General features: G+C 46.1%; 20 protein-coding genes. 10 read left to right on the plus strand and 10 right to left on the minus strand.

Going from position 1 to position 23042, the window contains the following annotated elements:
• Positions 1 to 6: 6 nt before the first annotated feature.
• Both BT112_RS00975 and BT112_RS00980 read right to left on the minus strand, forming a co-directional pair.
• Positions 7 to 378 (minus strand): hypothetical protein, encoded by a 372-nt coding sequence (locus BT112_RS00975; RefSeq protein WP_072315427.1) that lies wholly within the window; start codon positions 376 to 378, stop codon positions 7 to 9.
• Positions 375 to 935 carry an RNA polymerase sigma factor gene (locus BT112_RS00980; protein ID WP_072315428.1) on the minus strand — a complete coding sequence of 187 codons (561 nt, stop codon included), beginning with the start codon at positions 933 to 935 and terminating at the stop codon, positions 375 to 377. The genes BT112_RS00975 and BT112_RS00980 overlap by 4 nt, the downstream gene beginning before the upstream one ends.
• A gap of 129 nt (positions 936 to 1064) precedes the next feature.
• On the opposite strand from BT112_RS00980, the gene BT112_RS00985 reads away from it, so the two are divergent.
• The 6 genes from BT112_RS00985 (at position 1065) to BT112_RS01010 (ending at position 7465) form a co-directional block, all read left to right on the plus strand.
• The gene (locus tag BT112_RS00985) at positions 1065 to 1409 is read left to right on the plus strand and encodes a DUF6249 domain-containing protein (RefSeq protein ID WP_072315548.1); all 345 of its coding nucleotides are present in this window, start codon (positions 1065 to 1067) and stop codon (positions 1407 to 1409) included.
• A 100-nt stretch (positions 1410 to 1509) separates the two neighbouring features.
• Positions 1510 to 3516, plus strand: a complete 2007-nt coding sequence (locus BT112_RS00990) for a BatA domain-containing protein (RefSeq protein ID WP_072315429.1) — start codon at positions 1510 to 1512, stop codon at positions 3514 to 3516.
• A complete protein-coding gene (locus tag BT112_RS00995; protein WP_072315430.1) occupies positions 3513 to 4778 on the plus strand; it encodes a dihydroorotase in 1266 nt (421 codons plus the stop codon). The genes BT112_RS00990 and BT112_RS00995 overlap by 4 nt, the downstream gene beginning before the upstream one ends.
• A gap of 1 nt (position 4779) precedes the next feature.
• Positions 4780 to 5103: a hypothetical protein gene (locus BT112_RS01000; RefSeq protein ID WP_072315431.1), complete on the plus strand. Its 324-nt coding sequence runs from the start codon at positions 4780 to 4782 to the stop codon at positions 5101 to 5103.
• A 42-nt stretch (positions 5104 to 5145) separates the two neighbouring features.
• On the plus strand, positions 5146 to 5817 hold the full coding sequence (locus BT112_RS01005) for an alpha/beta hydrolase (protein ID WP_072315432.1): 672 nt from the start codon (positions 5146 to 5148) through the stop codon (positions 5815 to 5817).
• Between the two features lie 1198 nt (positions 5818 to 7015).
• Complete coding sequence (locus tag BT112_RS01010) at positions 7016 to 7465, plus strand: helix-turn-helix domain-containing protein (protein ID WP_072315433.1); 450 nt, start codon at positions 7016 to 7018, stop codon at positions 7463 to 7465.
• Positions 7466 to 7469: 4 nt separating this feature from the next.
• Here BT112_RS01010 and BT112_RS01015 read toward each other — a convergent pair whose 3' ends face one another.
• The 3 genes from BT112_RS01015 to BT112_RS01025 are packed head-to-tail and all read right to left on the minus strand — an operon-like array spanning position 7470 to position 9741.
• Positions 7470 to 7982, minus strand: coding sequence for a hydrolase (locus BT112_RS01015; protein WP_072315434.1), 513 nt, complete (start codon positions 7980 to 7982; stop codon positions 7470 to 7472).
• A gap of 53 nt (positions 7983 to 8035) precedes the next feature.
• A complete protein-coding gene (locus tag BT112_RS01020; RefSeq protein ID WP_139275914.1) occupies positions 8036 to 8935 on the minus strand; it encodes an alpha/beta hydrolase family protein in 900 nt (299 codons plus the stop codon).
• Between the two features lie 38 nt (positions 8936 to 8973).
• A complete protein-coding gene (locus BT112_RS01025; protein WP_072315436.1) occupies positions 8974 to 9741 on the minus strand; it encodes an MBL fold metallo-hydrolase in 768 nt (255 codons plus the stop codon).
• 210 nt (positions 9742 to 9951) lie between these two features.
• Here BT112_RS01025 and BT112_RS01030 point away from each other — a divergent pair, with 210 nt between their 5' ends.
• The 3 genes from BT112_RS01030 to BT112_RS01040 are packed head-to-tail and all read left to right on the plus strand — an operon-like array spanning position 9952 to position 13499.
• A complete protein-coding gene (locus BT112_RS01030) occupies positions 9952 to 11415 on the plus strand; it encodes a nicotinate-nucleotide adenylyltransferase (RefSeq protein WP_072315437.1) in 1464 nt (487 codons plus the stop codon).
• Positions 11416 to 11439: 24 nt separating this feature from the next.
• Entirely contained in the window at positions 11440 to 12453 is a 1014-nt protein-coding gene (locus tag BT112_RS01035; protein ID WP_072315438.1) for a dipeptide epimerase, read from the plus strand.
• A complete protein-coding gene (locus tag BT112_RS01040; protein ID WP_072315439.1) occupies positions 12453 to 13499 on the plus strand; it encodes an aminotransferase class I/II-fold pyridoxal phosphate-dependent enzyme in 1047 nt (348 codons plus the stop codon). The genes BT112_RS01035 and BT112_RS01040 overlap by 1 nt, the downstream gene beginning before the upstream one ends.
• Before the next feature lie 4 nt (positions 13500 to 13503).
• Here the strand turns inward: BT112_RS01040 and BT112_RS01045 are convergent, their stop codons facing one another.
• The gene (locus BT112_RS01045) at positions 13504 to 14988 is read right to left on the minus strand and encodes a SusD/RagB family nutrient-binding outer membrane lipoprotein (protein WP_072315440.1); all 1485 of its coding nucleotides are present in this window, start codon (positions 14986 to 14988) and stop codon (positions 13504 to 13506) included.
• Positions 14989 to 14998: 10 nt separating this feature from the next.
• A complete protein-coding gene (locus BT112_RS01050; protein ID WP_072315441.1) occupies positions 14999 to 18160 on the minus strand; it encodes a SusC/RagA family TonB-linked outer membrane protein in 3162 nt (1053 codons plus the stop codon).
• 178 nt (positions 18161 to 18338) lie between these two features.
• On the opposite strand from BT112_RS01050, the gene BT112_RS01055 reads away from it, so the two are divergent.
• Positions 18339 to 19208 carry a 3-keto-disaccharide hydrolase gene (locus tag BT112_RS01055; protein ID WP_072315442.1) on the plus strand — a complete coding sequence of 290 codons (870 nt, stop codon included), beginning with the start codon at positions 18339 to 18341 and terminating at the stop codon, positions 19206 to 19208.
• A 104-nt stretch (positions 19209 to 19312) separates the two neighbouring features.
• On the opposite strand, the gene trxB is transcribed toward BT112_RS01055, so the two are convergent.
• The 3 genes from trxB to rimO form a co-directional block, all read right to left on the minus strand.
• Positions 19313 to 20287 carry a thioredoxin-disulfide reductase gene (gene trxB / locus BT112_RS01060; RefSeq protein ID WP_072315443.1) on the minus strand — a complete coding sequence of 325 codons (975 nt, stop codon included), beginning with the start codon at positions 20285 to 20287 and terminating at the stop codon, positions 19313 to 19315.
• A gap of 153 nt (positions 20288 to 20440) precedes the next feature.
• On the minus strand, positions 20441 to 21499 hold the full coding sequence (locus BT112_RS01065) for a WD40/YVTN/BNR-like repeat-containing protein (protein ID WP_072315444.1): 1059 nt from the start codon (positions 21497 to 21499) through the stop codon (positions 20441 to 20443).
• Between the two features lie 210 nt (positions 21500 to 21709).
• The gene (gene rimO / locus BT112_RS01070; RefSeq protein WP_072315445.1) at positions 21710 to 23020 is read right to left on the minus strand and encodes a 30S ribosomal protein S12 methylthiotransferase RimO; all 1311 of its coding nucleotides are present in this window, start codon (positions 23018 to 23020) and stop codon (positions 21710 to 21712) included.
• Positions 23021 to 23042 lie beyond the last annotated feature (22 nt).

Here is a 23042-nt window from a genome sequence, read left to right on the forward strand (position 1 = left end):
CCCGGGCTATCCCAGTTTTTTACTGTGGTAGATCTTGAGCAGAGGGATCTGAACAAGGATAAGCAGAAAAATAAGCCCGATGCTGTACCCGGTAAATCGCGGCAGTTTTATTTTCGGCAACTCCGGAAGAGTGAAGTTCACGACTCCGGTATCACTGCCCGAAAAGAAAGCCAGACCCAGAACAGCCATCACAGCCGCAGCTACAACCATCCATCCCGTCCTGGAAATTAATGGCTTATAGGTTATTACGGGCTTTTTCTCATGAACCAGCTGTTCCATAATACGCATCGTAAAATCCGCAGGCAGTTTTTCCCTGCCCTTTTCACGAAGCGCTTCCCGTATCAGTTTCTCCTTATTTACATCTTTATACCCCATCATTCACGGATTAGTTTGTTATTTTCCAGCAACCGGTACAATATTTTCCGGCTTCGGAAAAGCTTAATCTTGATATTAGCTTCACTCAAATTTACCACTTTTGCAATTTCTTTTATCGACATTTCATCAAAATAATACATCCATACCAGTACCCGGTCATCTTCCGGAAGCAATTTCACAGCCTGTCTTACCGCCTCATTCCGATCTTTCTCCACAATTTGCTGCAGGGCATTGAGAGCTTCATGAGGCACACCGGTTAACCGGTCGGGATAGTCCACAATAACATATCTTCCTTTGCGCTTCAAAACATCCAGACATTTGTTATAGGCTATGCGATACAGCCAGGTAGAAAACCGCGAATCGCCCCGGAATTCCCGTAAAGAACGGTAGGAAATCATGAAAACATCCTGGGTTATTTCTTCGGCTTCCTCCCTGTCCTTCAACATCTTTATGGAAAGCGTAAAGACCATGTCCTTATATTTCTCTACAAGAAAGGCAAAAGCTTCCGTTTTGCCTTCGAGCACCTGCCGGATGTAATAATCGTCTTTATGGTCGGTCATATCACTACATTGGACGACAAAAACCCGAAGCGGTTACAAAAAGAAAACGTATTTTTCTGTAACCGCAGACATCCGAATGTCGTCATAGCTAAAAAACAATTTTATAACATATCAAAAAAAACGAACATTATGAGTCACTTACAACCTGTTTTGATCTTTCTGATTATCTTCGGAACGATATTCGGACTGGCTTACCTCTATTTTTCTACGAGGAACAAAGAACGTATGGCCCTAATAGAAAAAGGTGCGGATGCCGACATTTTTTTCAGTAAAAAACAGCGTACGGCCCCGGTGTGGAAAATTCTCATTCTCAACCTGTCGCTATTGCTTATCGGTATAGGACTCGGACTATTTACCGGAAGTTTACTCGAACACCTCGGGTTGCAAACCCAGGTGGTGTACCCGGCCTGTATCCTGATCATGTCCGGACTCGGATTATTCCTCGGGTTTCACTTGTCGAAAAAACTGGATTAAAAAACCCCGGATATCGTTTGCGGATCACACCCTTCTTTTCGGAATGTGATCCGTAAATCGTTAATTTTTTTGCGTAAGTTTGGGCAACAAAACCCAGGTCATGCATTTTAAACATCCTGAGATACTTTGGGCCCTGTTCTTCCTGCTTATTCCGGTTATCATCCACCTGTTCCGGCTCAGGAGGTTTCAGAAAACCCCGTTTACCAATGTAAAATTCCTGAAAGCTATACAACAGAAAACACGTAAGAGCTCCCAGGTCAAAAAATGGCTGGTCTTACTCACCAGGATGGCCTTACTCACCTGCCTGATCATCGCCTTTGCACGCCCCTACTATCCTCACAGTGAAGATTCCGGTAAAACCGCCGAAACAGTCATATACCTCGACAACTCCTTCAGTATGCAGGCACGCGGAGCAAAAGGTGAATTGCTGCAACAAGCCATCCGTGACATCATCGCAGGAAGCCAGGACACGGACGGATCGTTATCTCTTTTCACCAATGACCGTACTTACGCCGGCATAAGCATATCCGCAGTAAAGCAGGAATTGCTTCAATTAGGATACGCCGCAGAACATCCGGAACCGAAGTCGGTCATACTCCGCGGAAAAAATCTGTTCGGAAAAGATACCACCACCCGGAAAAACTTTATCCTGATCTCCGATTTCAGCGGGTGGACGGAAAACGATATTCCCCCGAGCGATTCGCTGGTCAGCTATAACCTGGTACAGTTAACTCCGCAACATATCCGCAATACAACGATAGACAGTATATATCTCGATCGTCAAACCGGAACACAACTGTTGACCGTACTGCTATCCAAAAACGACAGTACGGCACTTACCCTGCCGGTATCTCTGTACGATGACGACACCCTGATCGCCAAAACCACAGCGGCCTTTGACGGGAGCAAAACCAAAGCCGAATTCCGCCTTACACCGGACCAGACCATCAACGGGAAAGTCACTATAGACGACAACGGATTGCTTTACGACAATATCATGTATTTTAATCTCGATACCGGTGAAAAAGTAAAGGTCCTCGCCATCGGTGAAGCAGAATCCGATGTGCTGAAGAGGATTTTTACAGACGATGAATTCGATTATCTTTCGCGGAAATTATCTCAACTGGATTACAGCCTCATTTCGAGGCAGGATCTTGTAGTACTCCACGGTCTGAACAACGTACCTTCTTCTCTGCAAAGCACTTTAAAGACTTTTACGGACGAAGGAAAAAACATTTTAATCATACCTTCAGGTAACCCTGACCAGGAATCTTATTTGCAATTATTTAAAGCCCTGAAAACAGGCACTATAAATAAAATCTATACCGGCAATATCTCCGTCACAGGAGAACATTCGGGACCACAGGGGAGCAACCGGAAAACCGGGGGCAAAGATCGTAAAAAAATTACGGATATCCGTCTTTCTCACCCGTTATTCGAACAGGTATTCGAAGGGACACAGCAACAACTTACCAATTTTCAATATCCCGAAGCATATCAAATACTGGATATAAATACGGCTGCCGGTACGGTGCTCGGTTTTGAGGATGGCCGCCCCTTTCTCGCAGAAAAAGACAGGGTTTATTTTTTTACGGCACCGTTGGATGCTTCGTATTCCAACTTCAGAAATTCGCCGCTTATTGTCCCGGTACTGTACAATATAGGCAAGTCTGCCCTTAAGGCGCCTCAATTATACTACCTCACCGGAAAAGACTATACCATAGATATCCGCACAGACGACAACCGTTCTTCCGAGACCGTACTCTCCATCGAAAAAGAAGGCCGGCAATTTATTCCGATGCAACGTACATTTCCCGGAAAAATACAGATCACTACCGGGCAGATCCCGCTGGAAGACGGGATTTACCATATTCAAAACCCGGACAGTATATTACGCAACATCAGTTTCAATTACGACCGGAAAGAAAGCGACCTGCGTTACCTCTCTCCAAATACCGTAACAGGTATCCCGGTCTACGACTCCGTACAAAAGGTACTGACCGAAATAAAAAATACGGGAAGCATCCGCGAGCTTTGGAAATGGTTTGTTATTTTTGCTCTCGTATTCCTCGTCACAGAAATACTTCTATTAAAATTGTTTAAATGAACATCCTCTTAAAATCTGCCAGGATCATCGCCCCGCAGAGCGAATACCACAGCAAATCGCTCGATATCCTTATCCAGAACGGCATTATTTCCGACATTGCAGATACTGTTTCTCCTCCGGAGGGTACGGAAATTGTTCAACCAAAAAACCTGCATGTATCTCCGGGATGGCTCGATACCAGTGTATGTTTCGGAGAGCCGGGATACGAAGACCGCGAAACCATTACGAACGGTCTTAAAACCGCAGCCAAAAGCGGTTTCACCGCAGTACTGGTCAACCCCAACACCTATCCGGTAGCCGATACGAATGCAGATATCTCCTTCCTCATATCCCGGTCAAAGGATCACGCCACCGCACTGCACCCTATAGGTGCACTTACGGCAAAAAGTGAAAGTGTCGATCTTGCGGAGCTTTATGATATGAAAAATGCGGGAGCTGTGGCTTTCGGAGATTATCAGGTGCCGGTAAGCAATCCGAACCTCCTGAAAATCGCTTTACAATATACTTCAAACTTCGGCGGGCTGGTACTTTCCTTTCCGCAGGAGAACAGAATATCCGGTAAGGGCGTCATGAACGAAGGGACGACCTCTACCCGGCTCGGCCTTAAAGGTATCCCTGCCCTGGCAGAAGAACTCCAGGTGGCACGAGACCTGTTCCTTCTCGAATACACGGGTGGTAAACTACACATCCCTACGATCTCTACCGCGAGATCGGCAGAACTTATCGGCAATGCCAAAGCAAAGGGGCTGGATGTAAGCTGTAGCGTAGCTATCCACAACCTCTTCTTTACGGATACGGTACTGGAGGAGTTCGATACCAGTTATAAAGTACTCCCTCCGTTACGCGGCCAGGAAGACACTGCAGCGCTGATCGAAGGATTAAAGAACGGGATCATTGATTTCGTCACCTCCGATCATAATCCGGTCGATGTAGAACATAAAAATGTGGAATTTGACCATGCCATGTACGGAAGTACCGGACTCGAAAGTGCCTTCGGAGCTTTGGCCAGCCTGCTCGGAGCAGAAAGCGCAACACAATTGTTGTCTAAAGGACGTAGCCGATTCGGACTTATGGAACACCTTATAGCCAGAGGACAAAAAGCAGACCTGACATTATTCGATCCGGATACGGAATATACTTTCGGGCGGGAACATATACTATCGACATCCAAAAACAGTGCCTTCAACGGGCAAAAGTTAAAAGGCAAAGTCTACGGATGCATCGCCAACGGCATTGCGGAAATAAACACAAAACAACAATAGGATGAACGACACGACAAAACAGGGAAAAAACATCGCTATTGTCAGTTATATCACGATCATAGGAAGTTTTATTGCTTTCTCTATGAATATGGATGCAAAGAACGACTTCGCTGCCTTTCATATCCGGCAGGCTTTCGGGCTCTGGATCTCCTTTTTTGCCCTCGGGTTCCTGGTAGGACACGCAAACAGTATTTACGCCTCAATGGCCCTTTACCTTTTTTTTATCATACTACTGCTTTACGGTTTTACAGGGGCATTATCCGGAAAAAAACAACCGGTCCCCCTACTGGGTAAGCTTTTCCAGAAATGGCTCGGTTTTATATAATATACCGGGAACCACGCACCATACTAAATCTGAAATACCGCTATGCAAACGAAATCACTTTCTTTAGAACACCTCATACGACCATCGGCAATCTCCGGCGAAAAAGTTCCGGCCCTCATTATGTTTCACGGATACGGTAGTAATGAAAAAGATCTTTTTTCTTTTGCTCCCGAACTCCCCGAAGAATTATGTGTCATCTCCGTACGTGCACCTCATGTTCTGCCTCCTTACGGCTATGCCTGGTATGCCATACACTTCGACGCCGAAGACGGCAAGTGGTCGGACGATGAACAAGCAAGAACCTCACGCGATAAAATGGCGGCTTTTATAGATGAAGCCGTTACTGCATATCAACTGGACGAGAAAAACATTACACTGCTGGGCTTCAGTCAGGGTACCATTCTCAGTTATGCCTTGGCCCTTTCCTATCCGGAGAAGGTAAAAAACATCATAGCCCTGAGCGGGTACATCAATGAAAGTATTCTGAAGGAAGGATACGAAGAAAAGAACCATTCTCATCTCGACTTTTACTGCTCTCATGGTACGGCAGACCAGGTTATACCTATCGCCTGGGCCAGAAAAGCTCCGGAATTCCTCGAAAAACTCCACATCAACTATATGTTCGAAGAGTTTCCCGTAGGACACGGAGTGGCTCCGCAAAATTTCCACTCACTACACCAATGGTTGAGCAAACACCTGGAAAAACAGCGCTAAGACCAACATTCCATATCATAAAAGCCGCTCCGGAGGAATTCTGTTGCGGCTTTGTTATTCAGGGAAAGAAGCGCAGTAATGTTTCTTCATAATTATCCTCCTACCTTTTCTACCGGATCCGGTTGTTTCAATATGCGTATTCAGGCGCAATGTCATTCTCGAACCGACATTTGAACGGATAATTAATCCCTCTCAGATAAGAAATAATCCTTCTCAGATAAGTGCAGGCTAACAAAAGAAAGTACTTTCGCCACGAATTAATTACAAAAGAAATCTCCTTTCTTTTTTAGCGGTCGCAGGCACTTTTATCCGTTTTTGCATGTTACTTGATTATCGCCTGCGGCCGTATTATTACCTTCCAACCCCATCTTCCAAATCTCAGTTTTGAGCCGTGCATCGGTCCAAAAACGCATAAAAACCCCTGAATACATAATTTATTTTTTAAAATTTCAGAAAAGTATAAAAAATCCCTCTCAGATAAGTTTTAATCCCTGACAGATAAGCTTCCTCAACATACCCTGTGTATATTTACGCCATTGAATATCAAAACAGACCTTAGAGGTTCTGATATTAATGCATGAAGAAAACAGAAAATACAGAGATCATACCGGAGCAGTTTTCAAGATACATATAACGCTCTTATTGGCATAAGAACAAAATATATGACCGAGTACGAAAGCGTTACAATTTTCTCTCCCTTGCCCGTGTTAGAAGCCGTGAGCCTGCCTGCCTCTACTACTTGCCGTGGATTACAACTATAAATCTTCGGCCTCACGGCTTCTTTTTTTAGCTGGTACTATACAATTTTCCTTTCAGGTCTTTGAGAACCATTCTGCGTTATCCGAAGAATAAGAGGGAGGAGCGGAACTCCTCCCCGGCCGCCCCGGACCACAGAGCTACCCCACTCCGCGGACCTATATGTAAGGCCATCATTGTTGTTCTGCCGTAAACAGGGATACTGCGATATAGTAACGTACAGACTACACTTCAACAGTCTTTGCACTCCTATTCACAGTACCCCATCACATAAAAAAATACAGTTAGCTGAGATCAAAACAGGTTATCGCATAAGGTCTTTTAACAGAAAGCTCTTCGCGGGAACCCCGTCAGTAACAAATATAATAAAAAACAAATCACATCCTCATGTACATGTGAAATTTTTTCCATAAAACCCGTCCTTGTTCGTTTTTAAACGGCAATGGACTCCAAAGGACAAATCATAGAAATTGTAATATCCGAACTGGACCTGTACCTGATAGATCGGGTACGGGAGCTTCGTGCTTTACACCGTCCTTATATGTCTCAGGTAAAACTTTCTCAGAAAATAGAGCTGTCCGAAGGCTATATCAGTAAAGTAGAAAACCTGAAAGAGCGGGCCAAATACAACATTCGTGCCCTGAATAAGATTGCACATGCTTTCGGACTCCATTCGTATTCGCAACTGTTCCCGCCTACCCTGCTACCGGACGATATGCTTCGCATCCGTTTGCAATTGCCGGCCAATGAGAAAAAGGGGAAGCTGAAACCCGATATGTCCGGAAACATCCCCAAAGGATACAGGCTTATTTCCAAGCGCAGGCTCTCCGAGGAAGAAATGGCCCTCTGGAACAATAATGAGATGGAATATCTCACTATTATACCTCATTGAGCTGTTATTTCGTTTGGTACAACAAGTGGTCTACCAGTGTAAAGTCTACGCTGAGATTTTCTTTCAGCTCGTAACGGATAAAGAGTTCTCCCCAGTATTTTCCATCCGAAAAATCGACCAGTATCCATTTATGGTTGAGTACTTTTATCTTGTTGATCTTCATAGGTCCGTTCATCCCCGCATAAGGCACAAGAGGATTATCCCCTTCGGTCTCATTGGTTTCCAGAAGTTTATCCGTGATATATTGAGGGGGATTTTCGAGATCGAACTCATCAAGTGCTGACAGGGCTTCTTCATTATTTTCCAGAGAAAAATACTGAAGATCGAGTTTGTCCAGCAAGAGCCCTTGTGAAGAATCGCGCAGCACCTCTACCTCCTCCCGGAGTTGTTCGGTCTCTGTTTGCAGCATCTCGATGTCCTTATTTCGCGATTCCAGCATTTTATCGGAATTCACATATAGAAATAAAGCCAGAAGTATGGCAAAAACAAAGAGATACATAAATATTCTGCTTTTCATATCCTTGAAGTTTTTCCGGTCCCGGAAAACTGCTTTTTACATTCCTGACCGCGTTATTTTACCATATTATCTTCCTGTTCCATGTCGACGAGCATCATGTTCCAGAAACTATCTTTATGGGTGCTCCGGAACATTCCGAAGTGCCCGATCTTATCCATACCGAAATCTGCAGGCACCAGGTGCTTACGGTTCATGCTCATACCTTTGTACCTTCCAGCCAGCCAGTCTACTGCCTCTTCCGGGGCAAAATCGTCATCGGCTATACTATACACCGTCAACTCTCCCCGGATTTTATCAAAAAACAAAGATTCCCTGTCGTAATCACTGAAAAAGTAATCGGGTGTCGTGCACCATTTTCGCCATTCGGCAACCATTCCGGAAGGAAGGTCTTCCATAGCCCCCAATAATTTTCCGGGGAAATATCCGAAAATTTTTGTAATTACGGGAAATAAAAAATACCAGTTAAACAGCATTCTCCACCGCGCGCCTCCTTTCCAGAACTTCCAGTATCCGTTTTGTGCCGCTACTATGATAACCTGCCGGGCTTGCACAGACGAAGGTGCCAGCCCGATCAGTTGCCCTCCGATACTATGCCCGATGAGGACCAGGGACAACCCCGGGTACTTCCCGGTGGCAAACCGGATCACAGCTTCCAGGTCATTCTTGGCCCAGGCAGTTGCCGATGTCCGGAATCCCTTTAAAGTTCCGTATTTACGGGACTCTCCTATCCCTCCGTAATCAAAGGTAAAAACAACATAACCGTTATTCCTCAGAAAGTCGGCAAATTTAAAATAATACGACTGCTTTACACCCGTAGCCGGAACTATAATAACGATATCTTTTATGCTTTTTATCCCTGCAAATTCCTTGAATGCAATTTTGTATCCGGCAGGAGTATCCAGCACCCCGGCCTGCATTTTCAATTCCGGTATATGTAGTTCCTTTTTTTTCAAGACATCTCAGGGGTCAACGGATGGTTATACATCTCTGCTCACACTTCGATCTGCAGATCATCGTAAGCCAGAAATACGCCTTCAGGCAGTTTCTTTTCTACTTCTTCATGAAAGCCGAGCAAATGGCTGATGTGCGTAAGGTACGCTCTTTCCGGGGCAATCCGGGCTATCAGCTCCAATGCTTCTTCCAGATTGAGGTGTGAGGGATGTGGTTCCATACGGAGAGCATTGACCACCAACACCTTTATCCCCGCCAGTTTCCGGATCTCCCTTTCGTTGATCGTCTTGACATCGGTGAGGTAGGCAAAATCCCCGAAACGATATCCGAACACCTGCAGGCGATTATGCATGACATCTATAGGCACCACCTTGAGTTTTCCGAGCGATATCGGGCGATTGTTTATCACTTCAAAGGATTGCACACCCGGAGCTCCGGGATATTTATCCTTTCCGTTCACAAAAATATAAGGAAATCGCTGTTTCAGTTCTCCGAGTACCCTTTCATGGGCATAAATAGGGATATCTCCCTGCCGGAAAAAGAAAGGGCGTATATCATCGAGCCCCATGGTATGATCGGCATGTTCGTGAGTAAAGAGAATTCCATCGATATGCGATACCCCGGCCCGCAGCATCTGCTGCCTGAAATCCGGTCCGCAATCCACAACATAGCTATATTCGTCCCACTCCACCAATACCGAAACCCGTAAACGATTGTCTTTCGGGTCTTTACTGAGACATACCGGGTGATCACTGCCGATCACCGGAATTCCCTGGGAAGTACCTGTTCCTAAAAATGTAATTTTCAAAACTGGGATTTTTTTGATTTACTCCTGTTTTCTGTATATTTTTCTCTTTTGCTAAATTACGTAAAAAAGCTCGGTAAAAAATTGATTTTCGCACGCAAAAGGCTCGTGTTACATAGGAATCATGTAATTTTTGACGAGGAATTTTATAATTTATTTACCATAAAACTTAACGATTATTTTTAACTTTGTTCCAAATAAAACGGACACCAGATGACTATTGTTTTAAAGGGAGACAAGCAGATCGAAAACATACCTTCTACCAAGGCAAAAACACTCAGAATCAACCTTAATGAAGATATTTACGGAACTTTTGCAGAGATAGGTGCAGGTCAGGAGACCGTGCGGAACTTTTTTCGTGCCGGAGGTGCTTCAGGCACCATAGCCAAGGCCATGAGTGCCTATGATAAAGATTTCAGTGATTCTATTTACGGTCTCGAAGAGGATGGCAGGTACGTGACCCAGTCGCGATTAAAGAAAATGCTGGACCACGAAACAAGACTGGTAGAAGAACGGATCTCCCGGAAAAAACATCCTAACAAGCTTTTTTTTACATACGCCAACACCGTAGCTACAATAGACTTTACCAAAAAGTATAAAGGGCACGGATGGGTTGGAATACGTTTCCAGGCCGATCCGAAAGAAAATTACAATGAGATCATCCTGCATATCAGGTTTCACCAGACCGATGCGAGGCTTCAGCAGGAAACCCTCGGTATTCTCGGAGTAAACCTCATCTACGGCGCGTATTACAAGCACGATAAGCCCAAGAAGCTTCTCAAATACCTTTACGACAATATTGAAAAGGATACCCTGGAGATCGACATGATCAACTTTTCAGGGCCACGGTTTGCCAAAGTGGATAACCGCCTGATGAGCCTTCAGCTCCTCAAAAACGAAATGACCGAGGCCGTAATGTTCGGTCCCGACGGTAACAACATACTTCCTGCAGCTCTGCTATATAAAAAGAATATCCTGGCACTTCGCGGTAGTTTCCGCCCGGTAACCAGGGTAAACATGACCATGTACAAGAGGGCTTACGAGATGTTTGTCAAGGAAAACAAGGTAGATCCCAAGAAAACCGAAGTTATTTTCGAGATCACTTTGTCTAACCTGCGTGCCGAAGGAGAAATCGATGAACAGGATTTCATGGACCGTGCCGAGCTTCTCTGCTCTCTGGGACAGACCGTAATGATATCGAATTTCCAGGAGTATTACAAACTCGTGGAATACTTTTCACGTTACACCAAGTGCCGTATGGGATTATCCATGGGTGTAAGTAACCTCGTGGACGTATTTGACGAACAGTATTACCGTCACCTCAGCGGAGGCATTCTCGAAGCTTTCGGTAAGCTGTTCTTTAAAGACCTCAGGGTATATCTCTACCCGATGAAAGACCCGCATACCGGCGAGATATATACCAGTGACAACCTCAAAGTTCACCCGAGAATGAAAGAACTCTACAAGTTCTTCAAATTCAATGGAAAAGTGGTCGACATCACCGAATTCGATCCGAACACACTGGATATCTACTCCAGGGAAGTCCTCCAAATGATCGCCGAACGCAAAGCAGGCTGGGAAGATATGCTTCCAGAAGGTGTTGCAGAACTTATTAAGGAGAAACACCTTTTCGGTTACGTTCCGGAAAAAGATCCCACTTACGAAATTAACAATTAGGAATCCCACCATCTGTCCGACACCATGCAGATTACACTGAAACAATACCAACTGGAACTCAAACATACTTTCAGTATCTCAAGAGAATCACGAGATTTTCAGGACACCCTGATCGTATGCCTGTCACACAACGGCAAAACAGGTTATGGCGAATCCACGTCAAACCCGTATTACAATATCACTATGGAATCCATGACCGCCGAGATCCGTGGTATACAAAAAAAGATCGAAGCCTTCGAACTGACTTCTCCGGAGGCTTTTCACGATTTCCTTACAAACGAGGGACTCAGTAATTTTTCGATATGTGCACTCGACCTGGCTGCCAATGACCTGTACGGTAAACTAAAGGGACAACCCTTATACCGGATATGGGGCTACAGTCCGGAAAAATACCCGATTACCAATTACACCATCGGCATTGCCACTATCGAAAAAATGGTGGAAAAGATGAAAGAGAAACCCTGGCCGCTCTACAAGATCAAACTGGGAACAAATCATGATGTAGCGATTGTCAAAGCCCTTCGGGAACATACGGATGCGACCTTCCGGGTAGATGCCAACTGTGCCTGGACCCCGGAAGAGACGATAGCAAACTCTTTCGAGCTCAAAAAACTCGGTGTGGAATTTATAGAGCAACCACTAAAAGCCGACAACCTGGAAGGCATGAAAAAAGTCATGGCGGAATCCGCACTTCCCATAATTGCAGACGAGAGTTGTATTGTAGAGAGCGATGTCGAAAAATGTGAGGGCCACTTTCACGGTATCAATATAAAACTTACCAAGTGCGGGGGACTTACCCCGGCAAGAAGAATGATTAAGAAAGCCAAAACACTTGGACTAAAAGTTATGGTGGGGTGTATGACGGAGTCTACTGTGGGGATATCTGCCATAGCACAGTTGCTTCCGCAGCTGGATTATGTGGATATGGATGGCGCGATGCTTCTGAAAGGCGATATAGCTTCGGGAGTGATCATAGAAGACAATGGTCAAGTGATCTTCCCGGAACTCCCCGGATCGGGCATAGCACTACTTTCGTGATGTCCCTTGTCAGCTCTTTTCCGGGCCGTAAAATTATTTCCGGCGACAGTGAATACCTGTACTTCGGAGGGACCGCTTATCTCGGGCTGGCTACCTTACCTGCCTTTCAGGATATTTTCATAAAAAATATGCGGAAATACGGTACGGGCTATGCCGCATCGCGGAAAGCAAATATAAGAATCGATATTTACGAACAAGCCGAAAACATTCTCGCAGACCTGATCGGTTGCCAAAAAGCCTTGTCCGTATCTTCCGGTTTTTTAGCCGGACAGCTCGCACTACAGGCTTTCCGGGGCGAAGAATATGCTTTTTTCTGCACGTCAGACACTCATCCCGCTCTTTATCATCCGGCAGCTTCAACAGCAGGAACAGCAACACAGCTCCTGGAAGAAGTGCGTACATTTACGTCTGCTTACCCGGAAAAAAAAGCTGTGGTTTTGTGCGACTCCATTACGATAACCGAAAACCTTTACGAGAACAACTGGTACGAACAGTTACCATGGTCCAGAACCGTCTTTATAGCCGATGATTCGCACGGACTGGGAGTCATGGGGCCGAATGGCACGGGGATATACCGTAAACTAAAATCCATTCCCTTCAGTGAACTTGTAGTCTGCGGGTCACTGAGCAAAGGGTTTGCCGTGCAGGCCGGTGCGGTCTTTTCGTCTGCAGGTGTTATCGCCAGATTGTGGGACCATCCCTTTTTTGCCGGGGCAAGCCCTGCTTCTCCGGCAGCGATGGCTACCTTCCGGGATGCGATACCGCTATATGAAATACAACGGAAAAAGCTCACTGATCATATCCGGACCTTCGATAATACATTTTCCTCCGGGGATATGTTCCGGCATATCAACGGACACCCGTCTTATGCCTACACACAGGAATCCCTTACCCGGTATTTACTGGATAAGGGAATACTGACTACTGCTTTTCATTATCCGGATGTTGCCTCTCCTATGGTTCGCCGTATCGTTCTTTCGGCGTCACATACAGAAGAAGACCTGGCTTATCTCTCGGCATGCCTGAAAAATTTTCTCCGGTCCTGATTTTTTACTGATCCCACCATACCGGGATTACGGGTGATTGCTTGTTGAGCTGCACATTCTCCGGGTTTCTGATCTCTTCGGATGAAGGATACTGCGCCCGCAAAAGCCACTGCCCGGGAAATTCACTGTCTACATTGTTCAACGGTAATTCCAGTGCGAGAAAAACCTCATCGGAGAAATCGTATCTGCGAAAATCCACATAAGTCTCGGGGTTGAGGAAATTGGCGATATATTTTTCCTTCATGATATGGTGCAGCATCAGGTTATCCTGTCCTACTGCTATAGCCCCGTCTGCAAGGTACAGGCTACCGTCTACCTCCAGCTTATCCATATTGGCCGCTATACCTTCGAGATAGGCTTCATAAGCTGCCTGTGAAGCCCCTGTGCTCGTTGCAGTACCCCCGTTTGCCAGGAATTCCGCTTCGGCTTTTATAAAAAGGGCTTCGGCATAAGAAATTACTACGACCGGAGAGGCGATACTGCTGTAAAATCCGCCTTCCGCAAAACTGGTATTGGCATCGGTTCCATCGGAAGATGCACCTTGTCCCCCACTTACATATCCTTTCCATTCGGCATCTTCTCCGTCGGCATTTTCGGCATATACGGGCAGCCGGGGATCTATAGCCAATGCGCTATTCTCAAAGGCATAAATATTCCCGTTCATATAACTCACAAGCTGATCACCTATTTTATCGTGATCATTACCCGTGCTACGCGCCAACACTTCTCTGGAATACCAGGGATTGAGTGTTCGCTCGGTATATTCCATCTGAAAATCATCCGCATTGGATGTAAACCCGTTTTCAAGACTTTCCAGTGCTGCCAGCGCAGCATCGATACCGTTGACCTCTGAAAGGTGTAGCTGGTAACGGGCTTTCAGGGTATAAGCAGCTCTCAGCCACTTGTCCATATCGCCGCGATAAATAAGATCATCGCTTTCCGTAGGTACAAAATCGGAAGTATCTTCGGCCTGCAGATCGGCAATAGCCTCATCGAGGAGATCGGAAATAATCGTATAAATCAGCTCCTGCTCATCAAATACCGGTTTGGTATTTTCCACTCCCATCGAAGCCTCGGTGTACGGAATATTTCCGTAACTATCCGTTGCAAGCCCGAGGTTAACTGCTATGAGTACCTTGGTTACTCCCCGGAAATGTATGGCTTGCTGGTCTTCTGCTTTCTCCCATATTACCTTAAGATTGGGCAGGGCATACAAAAAAGTATTACTCCAGGTACTTGCTATTTCGGTCTGTCCGAGCGCCTCTCCGGTCTGTCCGGTAAAATACTGGGTATAATTACCAAAACTCCGCTCTGCCCAGTATTGTGCGAGTACGGTATGATAGATGGATGGCCCGAGAAGATCATTCATTCGCAACTGGTCTTCCGTAGCGGCACCTGAAGGGGTGTTTACATCAAAATAGTCACTGCTGCATCCGAGGAGTGTTAGCCCTCCCGTGAGCACGATCAATAATCTGTATATCTTTTTCATCTTCTCCTTTTTAAAATTCAACATTGATCCCAAACGAATAACTCTGTGTCAACGGTACCACGAGCCCGGTAAAACCGTAAATATTGCTTCCTGCACTAAACTGGTTTCCCTCCGGATCGAATCCTTTGAACGGCGTCCATATAATAATATTACTGGCACTGGCATTGAGCGTTGCTCTCTCGAGCCCGATCTTTTTCACAAAACTACCGGCCAACTGGTAAGAGAGGTTGATATTCCGGAGTTTCACCCACGAACCGTCCTCCAGTAATACTTCAGACGCATAGTTGTAGTTGGCTGCACTACGGTAAAAGTTATTACCGTCTACGAGAACTTCCCGGGTGTTGGTCACATAGCCTCCGCTACCGTCGTCTGTCATCCCCTGTAATACGGTATTCTGGTTCCGGAATTCCGTTTCTTTCAGCAATCCGTTACGAAGAGCATTGCGAAAACCGCGATCGTACAGATCGCCGCCTGCCTTGTATTCCACCAGGAAATTAAGTCCGATATTTTTCCATTTGAAATTACTTCCGAAAGACAGGATATAATCGGGAAAGGCATTCCCTACCTTAACCTGCCGGTTTCCCCCTTCATAATAATATCCGTTGTTCTCGGACCCGGTAACCACCCATTTACCATCGGCATTTACATACCGTTCTCCATCGGGAGTGGTGCGGAATTTCCAGCCATAGAGGGCCCCAACGGGATCTCCTATCTTGGACTGTGCGGTGATAATATCTTCAAAGAAAACGATTTCACCTACATCCTCGGGTATAGCGGTGACCTTACTTCCGGTCGTAGACCAGTTTACGGTAGCTTCCCATTTAAAAGTTTCTTCGTCGAACACCGAAGCGATCAGTAACATCTCGTGCCCCCAGGTCTCGTAGTCTCCGGCGTTTCGGACTACGGAAGAAAGCCCGGACGAATACGCTGTGCTCACCGGGAATATCTGGTTTTTAACATTGGTCTTGTAGTACGTATAATCGAGTCTGATACGATTGTTAAGAAAGCGAAGATCCCCACCCAGTTCGAAAGTATTATTTTTCTCAGGAACGAGGTTTTCGTCCCCGTAAATCGTCCGGGCCCGATATCCGCTTGCTCCTCCGAAAGGGAAATCCGGATCTTTTACAAAATACGATCCTACCTGTCCGAAGTTAGGCCCTTTCCCCACCTGTGCCCATGACACCCTCACTTTTCCGAAGGAAAAAGTTTCTTTGGCCGGGTCTATGAGATCGTTAAACAGGTATGACAGGCTTGCAGACGGGTAAAAAAACGACCGGTTGGCCTGTGGCATTGCAGATATCCAGTCATTCCGCCCGGTAACGGACAGGAAGACCCGGTCTTTATAGTCCAAACGAAAATCCCCGAAGATCCCCATATTTCTCAGATGGGTAATATTGGTTCCTGCAAAGATATTCGAGGTGTTATCGATATTGTTAATTCCGGGAACATTGAGCCCTTCTCCCCGAATAAAGGCGTAATCTGTTTTCAGATCGGACACCTGGTGCCCCAGGGTCAGCGTCCCTTTGAGATCGTCGGTGATATCGTGTGTCATCGTGGCAAGGAAATTCGATTCCAAACCTGTAAAATTGATATTTTCCTGGACGATAAAGCCCCCTACCTGAGTTCCGACATCCAGGTCGGACGGAACAAAACGGTTTCTCACATCCGAGTAGTTATCTACCTGTGCGGAATAGGTTAAGGAAAGCCATGATGCCGGAGACCAGTTGACAATAGCATTGCCCACCCAACGGTTTACCTTATCGCGCAGATTACTGGTCTCTGCAAAATACCTGGGATTATCTATAATTCCGTTGGTAGGGTTTTTCTGTGATCCGTCGGGATATTTATAATCGTTGATATTAAAAGACAGCGGCCAGTAGGCCAAAGAACTGAAGATAGATTTATCACCCCCGTTACCTCTGGAACCCCCGGACCTGGTGTAGGCTATGGAAGAACTTATTTTGAGGTTATCCGTGATCTGGTAGCCGCTTTTCAGCCTGAAATTCGTCTTCTCATAATCCGTTCCCGGTAGTATACCCTTATCCCGGCTGTTTCCCATAGAAAAGTAGTAATCCGTTTTGTCCGAAGCTCCGCTCAGGTTCAGGTTTACCTGGGTGTTGACCCCGGTACGGAACAGGTCGAACGGATTGTAAAACCTGTCGTTACTCAGGTCTGCCACTGTCCCGTCCGAGAAGGTATAGGAATCTTCGGTATAAGGAACTCCCCAGGTCCAGAAGGCTGTACCGTAGCGATCATATCCGCCTTCCGCATCCGGATTTATTACAGCGCCCGGAGCCATGTTGGTCGGACTTCCTTCCCGATATGTTTTTTGCAATTCTGGAGTTTTCCTTACTTCCCGGACAGAGGTAGAGGCTGCAAGTCCTACTTTGAGTTTTCCCTTTTTACCTCGCTTGGTCGTAATAACAATAGCACCGTTAGAGGCCCTGATCCCGTACAAAGCAGTTGCGGCCGCTCCCTTAAGCACGTTAAAGCTCTCTATGTCTTCGGGGTTTATATCTCCCGCCCTGTTGGAAAAGGCAAATTGTTCCGAGCTGTTGGTTGCATTCGATCCCGCACTCGGGCTGACATTTCCGGAAAAGGTATCGTTATTGAGCGCCACTCCATCGACAATGATGAGCGGCTGGTTATCTCTCCCGGGGTTTACCGAGGTTACTCCACGGATGAGGATATCCACTCCACCTCCGGCAGATCCGGAAGTCTTGTTGATCTGGAGCCCGGCCACCCTTCCCTGCAGTGCTTCCAGGGCATTGGTACGCCCCGTCAGGTCAAGGTCTGCCGCCTCTACACGCTGTACCGAATATCCGAGCGACTTGGTTTGTTTCTCCATACCGAATGCCGTAACCACAACTTCCCCGAGCTGTGTGGCATCTTCTTTCATCGCCACATTGACGACCTCATCATTTCCGACAGTGAGGGTAACCGTGGTCATCCCTATGTACGAAAATTTCAGTTCGTCTCCTGGAGCAGCCTGAATGGTATAATGACCATCAAAGTCGGAAGTCGCTCCGATGGACTTCCCCACGATGACAATACTCACTCCCGGAAGCGGGGTATTGTTTTCTGCATCCGTGATTGTTCCGCTGATCTGGGCATATCCCTTAAAGGAAAAACAGGAACATACCGCAAATGCGATAAGTAATAGTTGTTTCATAAATTAGTTTTGTTTGATATTTAGCAAAGTACCCAAATATAACAATATTAAATAATATTAACTTTATTATAACATACTATTCACTCTTTTTAACTATTAACCAAGATTAAAATCGAATTATTGAAAGATTTTAATTTTTTGTGTAAGTTTATCACTTATTAAAAAATGATATACTACCATGAAGCAACTCTTATGTACCCTGTTTGCCGGGGCCCTGATTATTTCCTGCCAGACCAAGACCAAAAAGGACTCAGCCAGTGATACTGCCGGAGAAAGTAAAGCAGTGACACAGGAATGGATTTCCCTCTTCAACGGTAAGGATCTGGACGACTGGAAGATCAAAATCTCAAAGCATGAACTCGGCGACAATTATGCCAATACGTTTCGTGTGGAAGACGGGTTATTGAAAGTGAGTTATGACGGGTACGAAGATTTTGACCAGCAATACGGACATATCTTTTATGACAAGCCTTTTTCCGAATACCTGCTTCGGGTAGAATATCGTTTTACCGGAGAACAGGCTCCTGGCGGTGAAGGCTGGGCATGGCGAAACAGTGGCGCTATGCTGCACGGACAATCGCCCGAAAGTATGGGAAAAGACCAGGATTTTCCGATCTCCATAGAGGCGCAGATACTCGGAGGTGACGGTTCCAATTCCCGCCCCACGGGTAATCTCTGTACCCCGGGAACCCATGTGGTTATTGCCGATACGCTGTATACCGACCACTGCCTGAATTCCAGTTCCAAAACATATCACGGAGATCAATGGGTTCGCATGGACATGCTTGTACTGGGAGACTCTATCATACATCATATCGTAGAGAAGGATACGGTGCTTACCTATTACAAACCTCAGTTTGGCGGAGGTTCGGTTTCCAATTTCGATCCGGCCGTAAAAAAGGACGGAGAATTGCTGAGCGAGGGTTATATATCGCTGCAAAGCGAAAGCCATCCTATAGAATTCCGGAAGGTAGACCTGCTGGATCTCACTCCGTATTCGGACGATCCGGAACAACTGAAAGAAGTTCTGAAAGCCGCAGGTAAATAAACTTCGGACAACCTGCCATAACCACATAAAAAAAGCGCGGTGAAACATTCGATTTCACCGCGCTTTTTTTATAACCTGCCTTCCTTACATCAGGGAAGAGCCACTTAATTCTGGTGCTCTACCTCTTCCGGAGATTTTACTTCGGCAAGGTATCTTTCAGCATCCAGGGCAGCCATACATCCCGTACCAGCCGCCGTAATGGCTTGTCTGTATTCTTTATCCTGAACATCTCCGCTGGCAAAAACACCGGGTTTGCTCGTTTTCGTTGATTTCCCTTTGGTGAGCACGTAACCTGTTTCATCCATATCCAATTGTCCTTTAAAGATATCGGTATTGGGTTTATGCCCGATAGCAATAAAGAGCCCGGTGACTTTGATCTCCTCTTTTTCCCCGGTCTGGTTGTTTACGATACGGATACCTTCCACAACCTGATCACCGATAACTTCTTCGATTTCAGAAAAATACCGTACCTCCAGATTGGCCGTGTTGTCCACACGATGTTGCATGGCCTTGGAAGCTCTCATTTCTCCCTTCCTTACAAGCATGGTTACTTTGGTACATATATTAGCGAGATAGGTCGCTTCTTCCGCAGCGGTATCCCCACCTCCTACGATAGCCACGTCCTGACCTTTATAGAAAAATCCGTCGCATACGGCACAGGCAGACACCCCACCTCCACGCAAACGCTGCTCACTGGGCAAACCGAGATACCTGGCCGTAGCCCCGGTAGCTATGATGATGGATTCTGCTTCTATTTTTTTGGAATTATCGATCGTTACTTTATGGATACCACCTCTTTCACTGCTGAACTCTACGGCCGTAGCCATCCCGATACGCACTTCGGTACCAAAACGTTCTGCCTGCTGCTGCAGCTGCATCATCATTGCCGGACCATCGATCCCTTCGGGATATCCGGGAAAGTTATCTACTTCTGTTGTTGTGGTAAGCTGCCCGCCGGGTTCGAGACCTGTGTACACCACGGGTTTAAGATCGGCCCGGGCCGCATAGATCGCTGCAGTATACCCCGCAGGACCGGAGCCTATGATAAGACATTTGATTCTTTCTACTGTGTCTGACATGGTTAATTCCTTTGTTTTATTGCTTAACAAAATTAGAATAATTAATAAGAACAGTATATAAAAAGTTATCAAAAGTTATTATACAACCATTGCTACCGGTTATACCGAAAGCTCCGGACCTCAGATCCGATCCGAATGGATTTACGCTACTTTTCAATCGATGTTCTGCTGTTTGAAATCAAGCCTGGCGATCCGCCCTTTACCAGCGGCGTAGGCTACGGAATCATTTAAAAAACGTAGGGTGTAAAAACCTTCGTCTGACAAAGGTTTCCAGTGGTGTCCTCCATCCCGGGAAAATGAGATCCCTTCAAAACCGGCTGCCACGACTTCCCGGCCGTACCTTCCAGGAACATACTGTACACAGGAACGATACCCCGGATATTTTTTACTGGCTACAAGGGTCCAGCTTTTTCGGCCATCCGTGGTTATGGCTTTATTGGCGGTATTGTATTCCGGACGGGTATAGTCTCCTCCGATAGCAATACCGTGATGCTTGTCCCAGAAATCCACACTGTACATCCCGAGTGTAGGCTCTCCCTGAACCACCGGCACATTATAAGCCTCCCAGCTATTCCCTTTATCCGGTGAGTAGAATATGCGGCTGCGAAGTCCTCCGGTAGCTACCCAGGTTTCATCACCCACGATATCGATATTGGTATTGCTCGCCGCAAAGGCCCCTTCTCCATCCATTACCAATGGCAATTTACCACAAGGAATCCTCGACCAGGAGTCTCCCCCGTTCCTGGTGATCAGAATAGAAAGACATCCGCCCTCGGTAGGATCCCCTATGGCTATACCTTCTTTCTCATTCCAGAATTTCATGGCATCATAAAAGGCTTTGGGATGGGTTTCCCGGTACACCAGATGAGCTTTTCCGCTTTTATTCGTTTTGTACAGCAACGCCGGGCTGCCTATACTCAACAGAAAAACATCCTTACCGTTAGAAGCGATGGCGCGAAAATGCGGAACCAATGTGTCGTAGGTTATAGCATATGTAACGGGCTCCCCCTTGAAATCGAAATATCCGTATTGTCCCTTATCGTCTGCAAACCAAAGCGTTTTTTCGGAAACGATTTCTATGGCCCGTACACTCATGGAATCTTCCAGCATGGGCGTTACGGCAATACCTGTCAGATCTCTAAGCCCTTCTTTTTCCGAAGATTTACAGGAACTTATCAATACGACAATACAAAGAAACAGTAGTTTTTTCATGGTGGTCTTTTTTCGGACACCCGTCTGTTCTTCAGCACATGCCACAGACAGATCATCACGGATTTCAAGCCCGTACTTTCACGAAACTCACTTCTAAGGTAAAACAAATAAACACAGAATTAACAAGCTATGATCGTTTATTTCAGAAAAGGAACATTCCTTTCGGATGGTATAAGCTCGTATTTCGTTCCTCTTTGCATCCCTTCCAGGCTAATCCTCTGCTACAGGCTCTCCGTACAGATCGAAATCGGAAGCATCCGTGATCCTGATCATTGCAAATTCCCCGACACGAAGGTAGTGTACCGCGGCATCGATCAAAACTTCATTGTCTACATCGGGCGAATCGAACTCGGTACGCCCTACAAAATAATTTCCTTCTTTGCGATCTATGATACACCGGAAGGTCTTTCCTATTTTTTCCTGGTTGAGTTCCCAGGAAACCTGTGACTGCACTTCCATGATCTCGGCGGCACGTTGTTGCTTTACGGCTTCGGGCACATTGTCCTCCAGGGTGTAGGCATGCGTATTTTCTTCGTGCGAATAGGTAAAACAGCCCAGTCTCTCGAAACGCATTTCCGCTACCCAGGATTTCAGCACCTGGAAATCTTCTTCGGTCTCTCCCGGGTAACCGACGATCAATGTAGTTCGTATAGCCATATCCGGCACAGCTTTCCGGAAGTCACGGAGCAGTTTTGTCGTCTTGTCTTTGGTCGTTCCTCTTCGCATGGATTTCAGAATGGGATCTGCGATGTGCTGAAGGGGAATATCGAGGTAATTACATACTTTGGGCTCTTCTTTCATCACCTCAAGTACATCCATGGGGAATCCTGTCGGGAACGCATAATGCAGGCGAATCCATTCGATTCCGTCTACTTTTACCAGCTCGCGAAGCAGTTCGGCAAGGTTTCTTTTTTTGTACAGGTCAAGCCCGTAGTACGTGAGGTCCTGCGCAATAAGTATAAGCTCTTTAACTCCTTTTTCGGCCAGTTTTCCGGCTTCTTTAACCAGGTCTTCTATGGGGGTACTGCGGTGTTTTCCACGCATCAGAGGAATAGCACAGAACGAACACGGACGGTCACAGCCCTCTGCAATCTTGAGGTACGCATAGTTTTTTGGGGTGGTAGTCAGTCTTTCTCCTACCAGTTCATGCTTGTAATCGGCCCCTAAAGCCTTCAAAAGTACCGGAAGATCGGAAGTACCGAAATACTGGTCGACATCCGGGATTTCTTTTTCCAGGTCCGGTTTGTAACGTTCGCTGAGGCATCCGGTTACAAAAACCTTGTCTACGGCACCTTCTTCTTTTTTCTGAACGTATTCCAATATGGTATTGACGCTTTCTTCCTTGGCATTATTTATAAAACCGCAGGTGTTGATCACCACGATGTTCCCTTCATCCTCATGTACCACTTCCTTTCCGCTGGCTTTCAATTGCCCCATTAACACTTCACTGTCGTAAACGTTTTTGGAACATCCCAGGGTTACTACATTTATTTTATTCTTTTTCAGAGACTTGGTCCTCATTGCATTACCTTATTTAGGAGTG

Origin of the sequence: Sinomicrobium oceani, from assembly GCF_900119185.1 — a bacterium.
In the GTDB taxonomy this organism is placed as follows: domain Bacteria; phylum Bacteroidota; class Bacteroidia; order Flavobacteriales; family Flavobacteriaceae; genus Sinomicrobium; species Sinomicrobium oceani.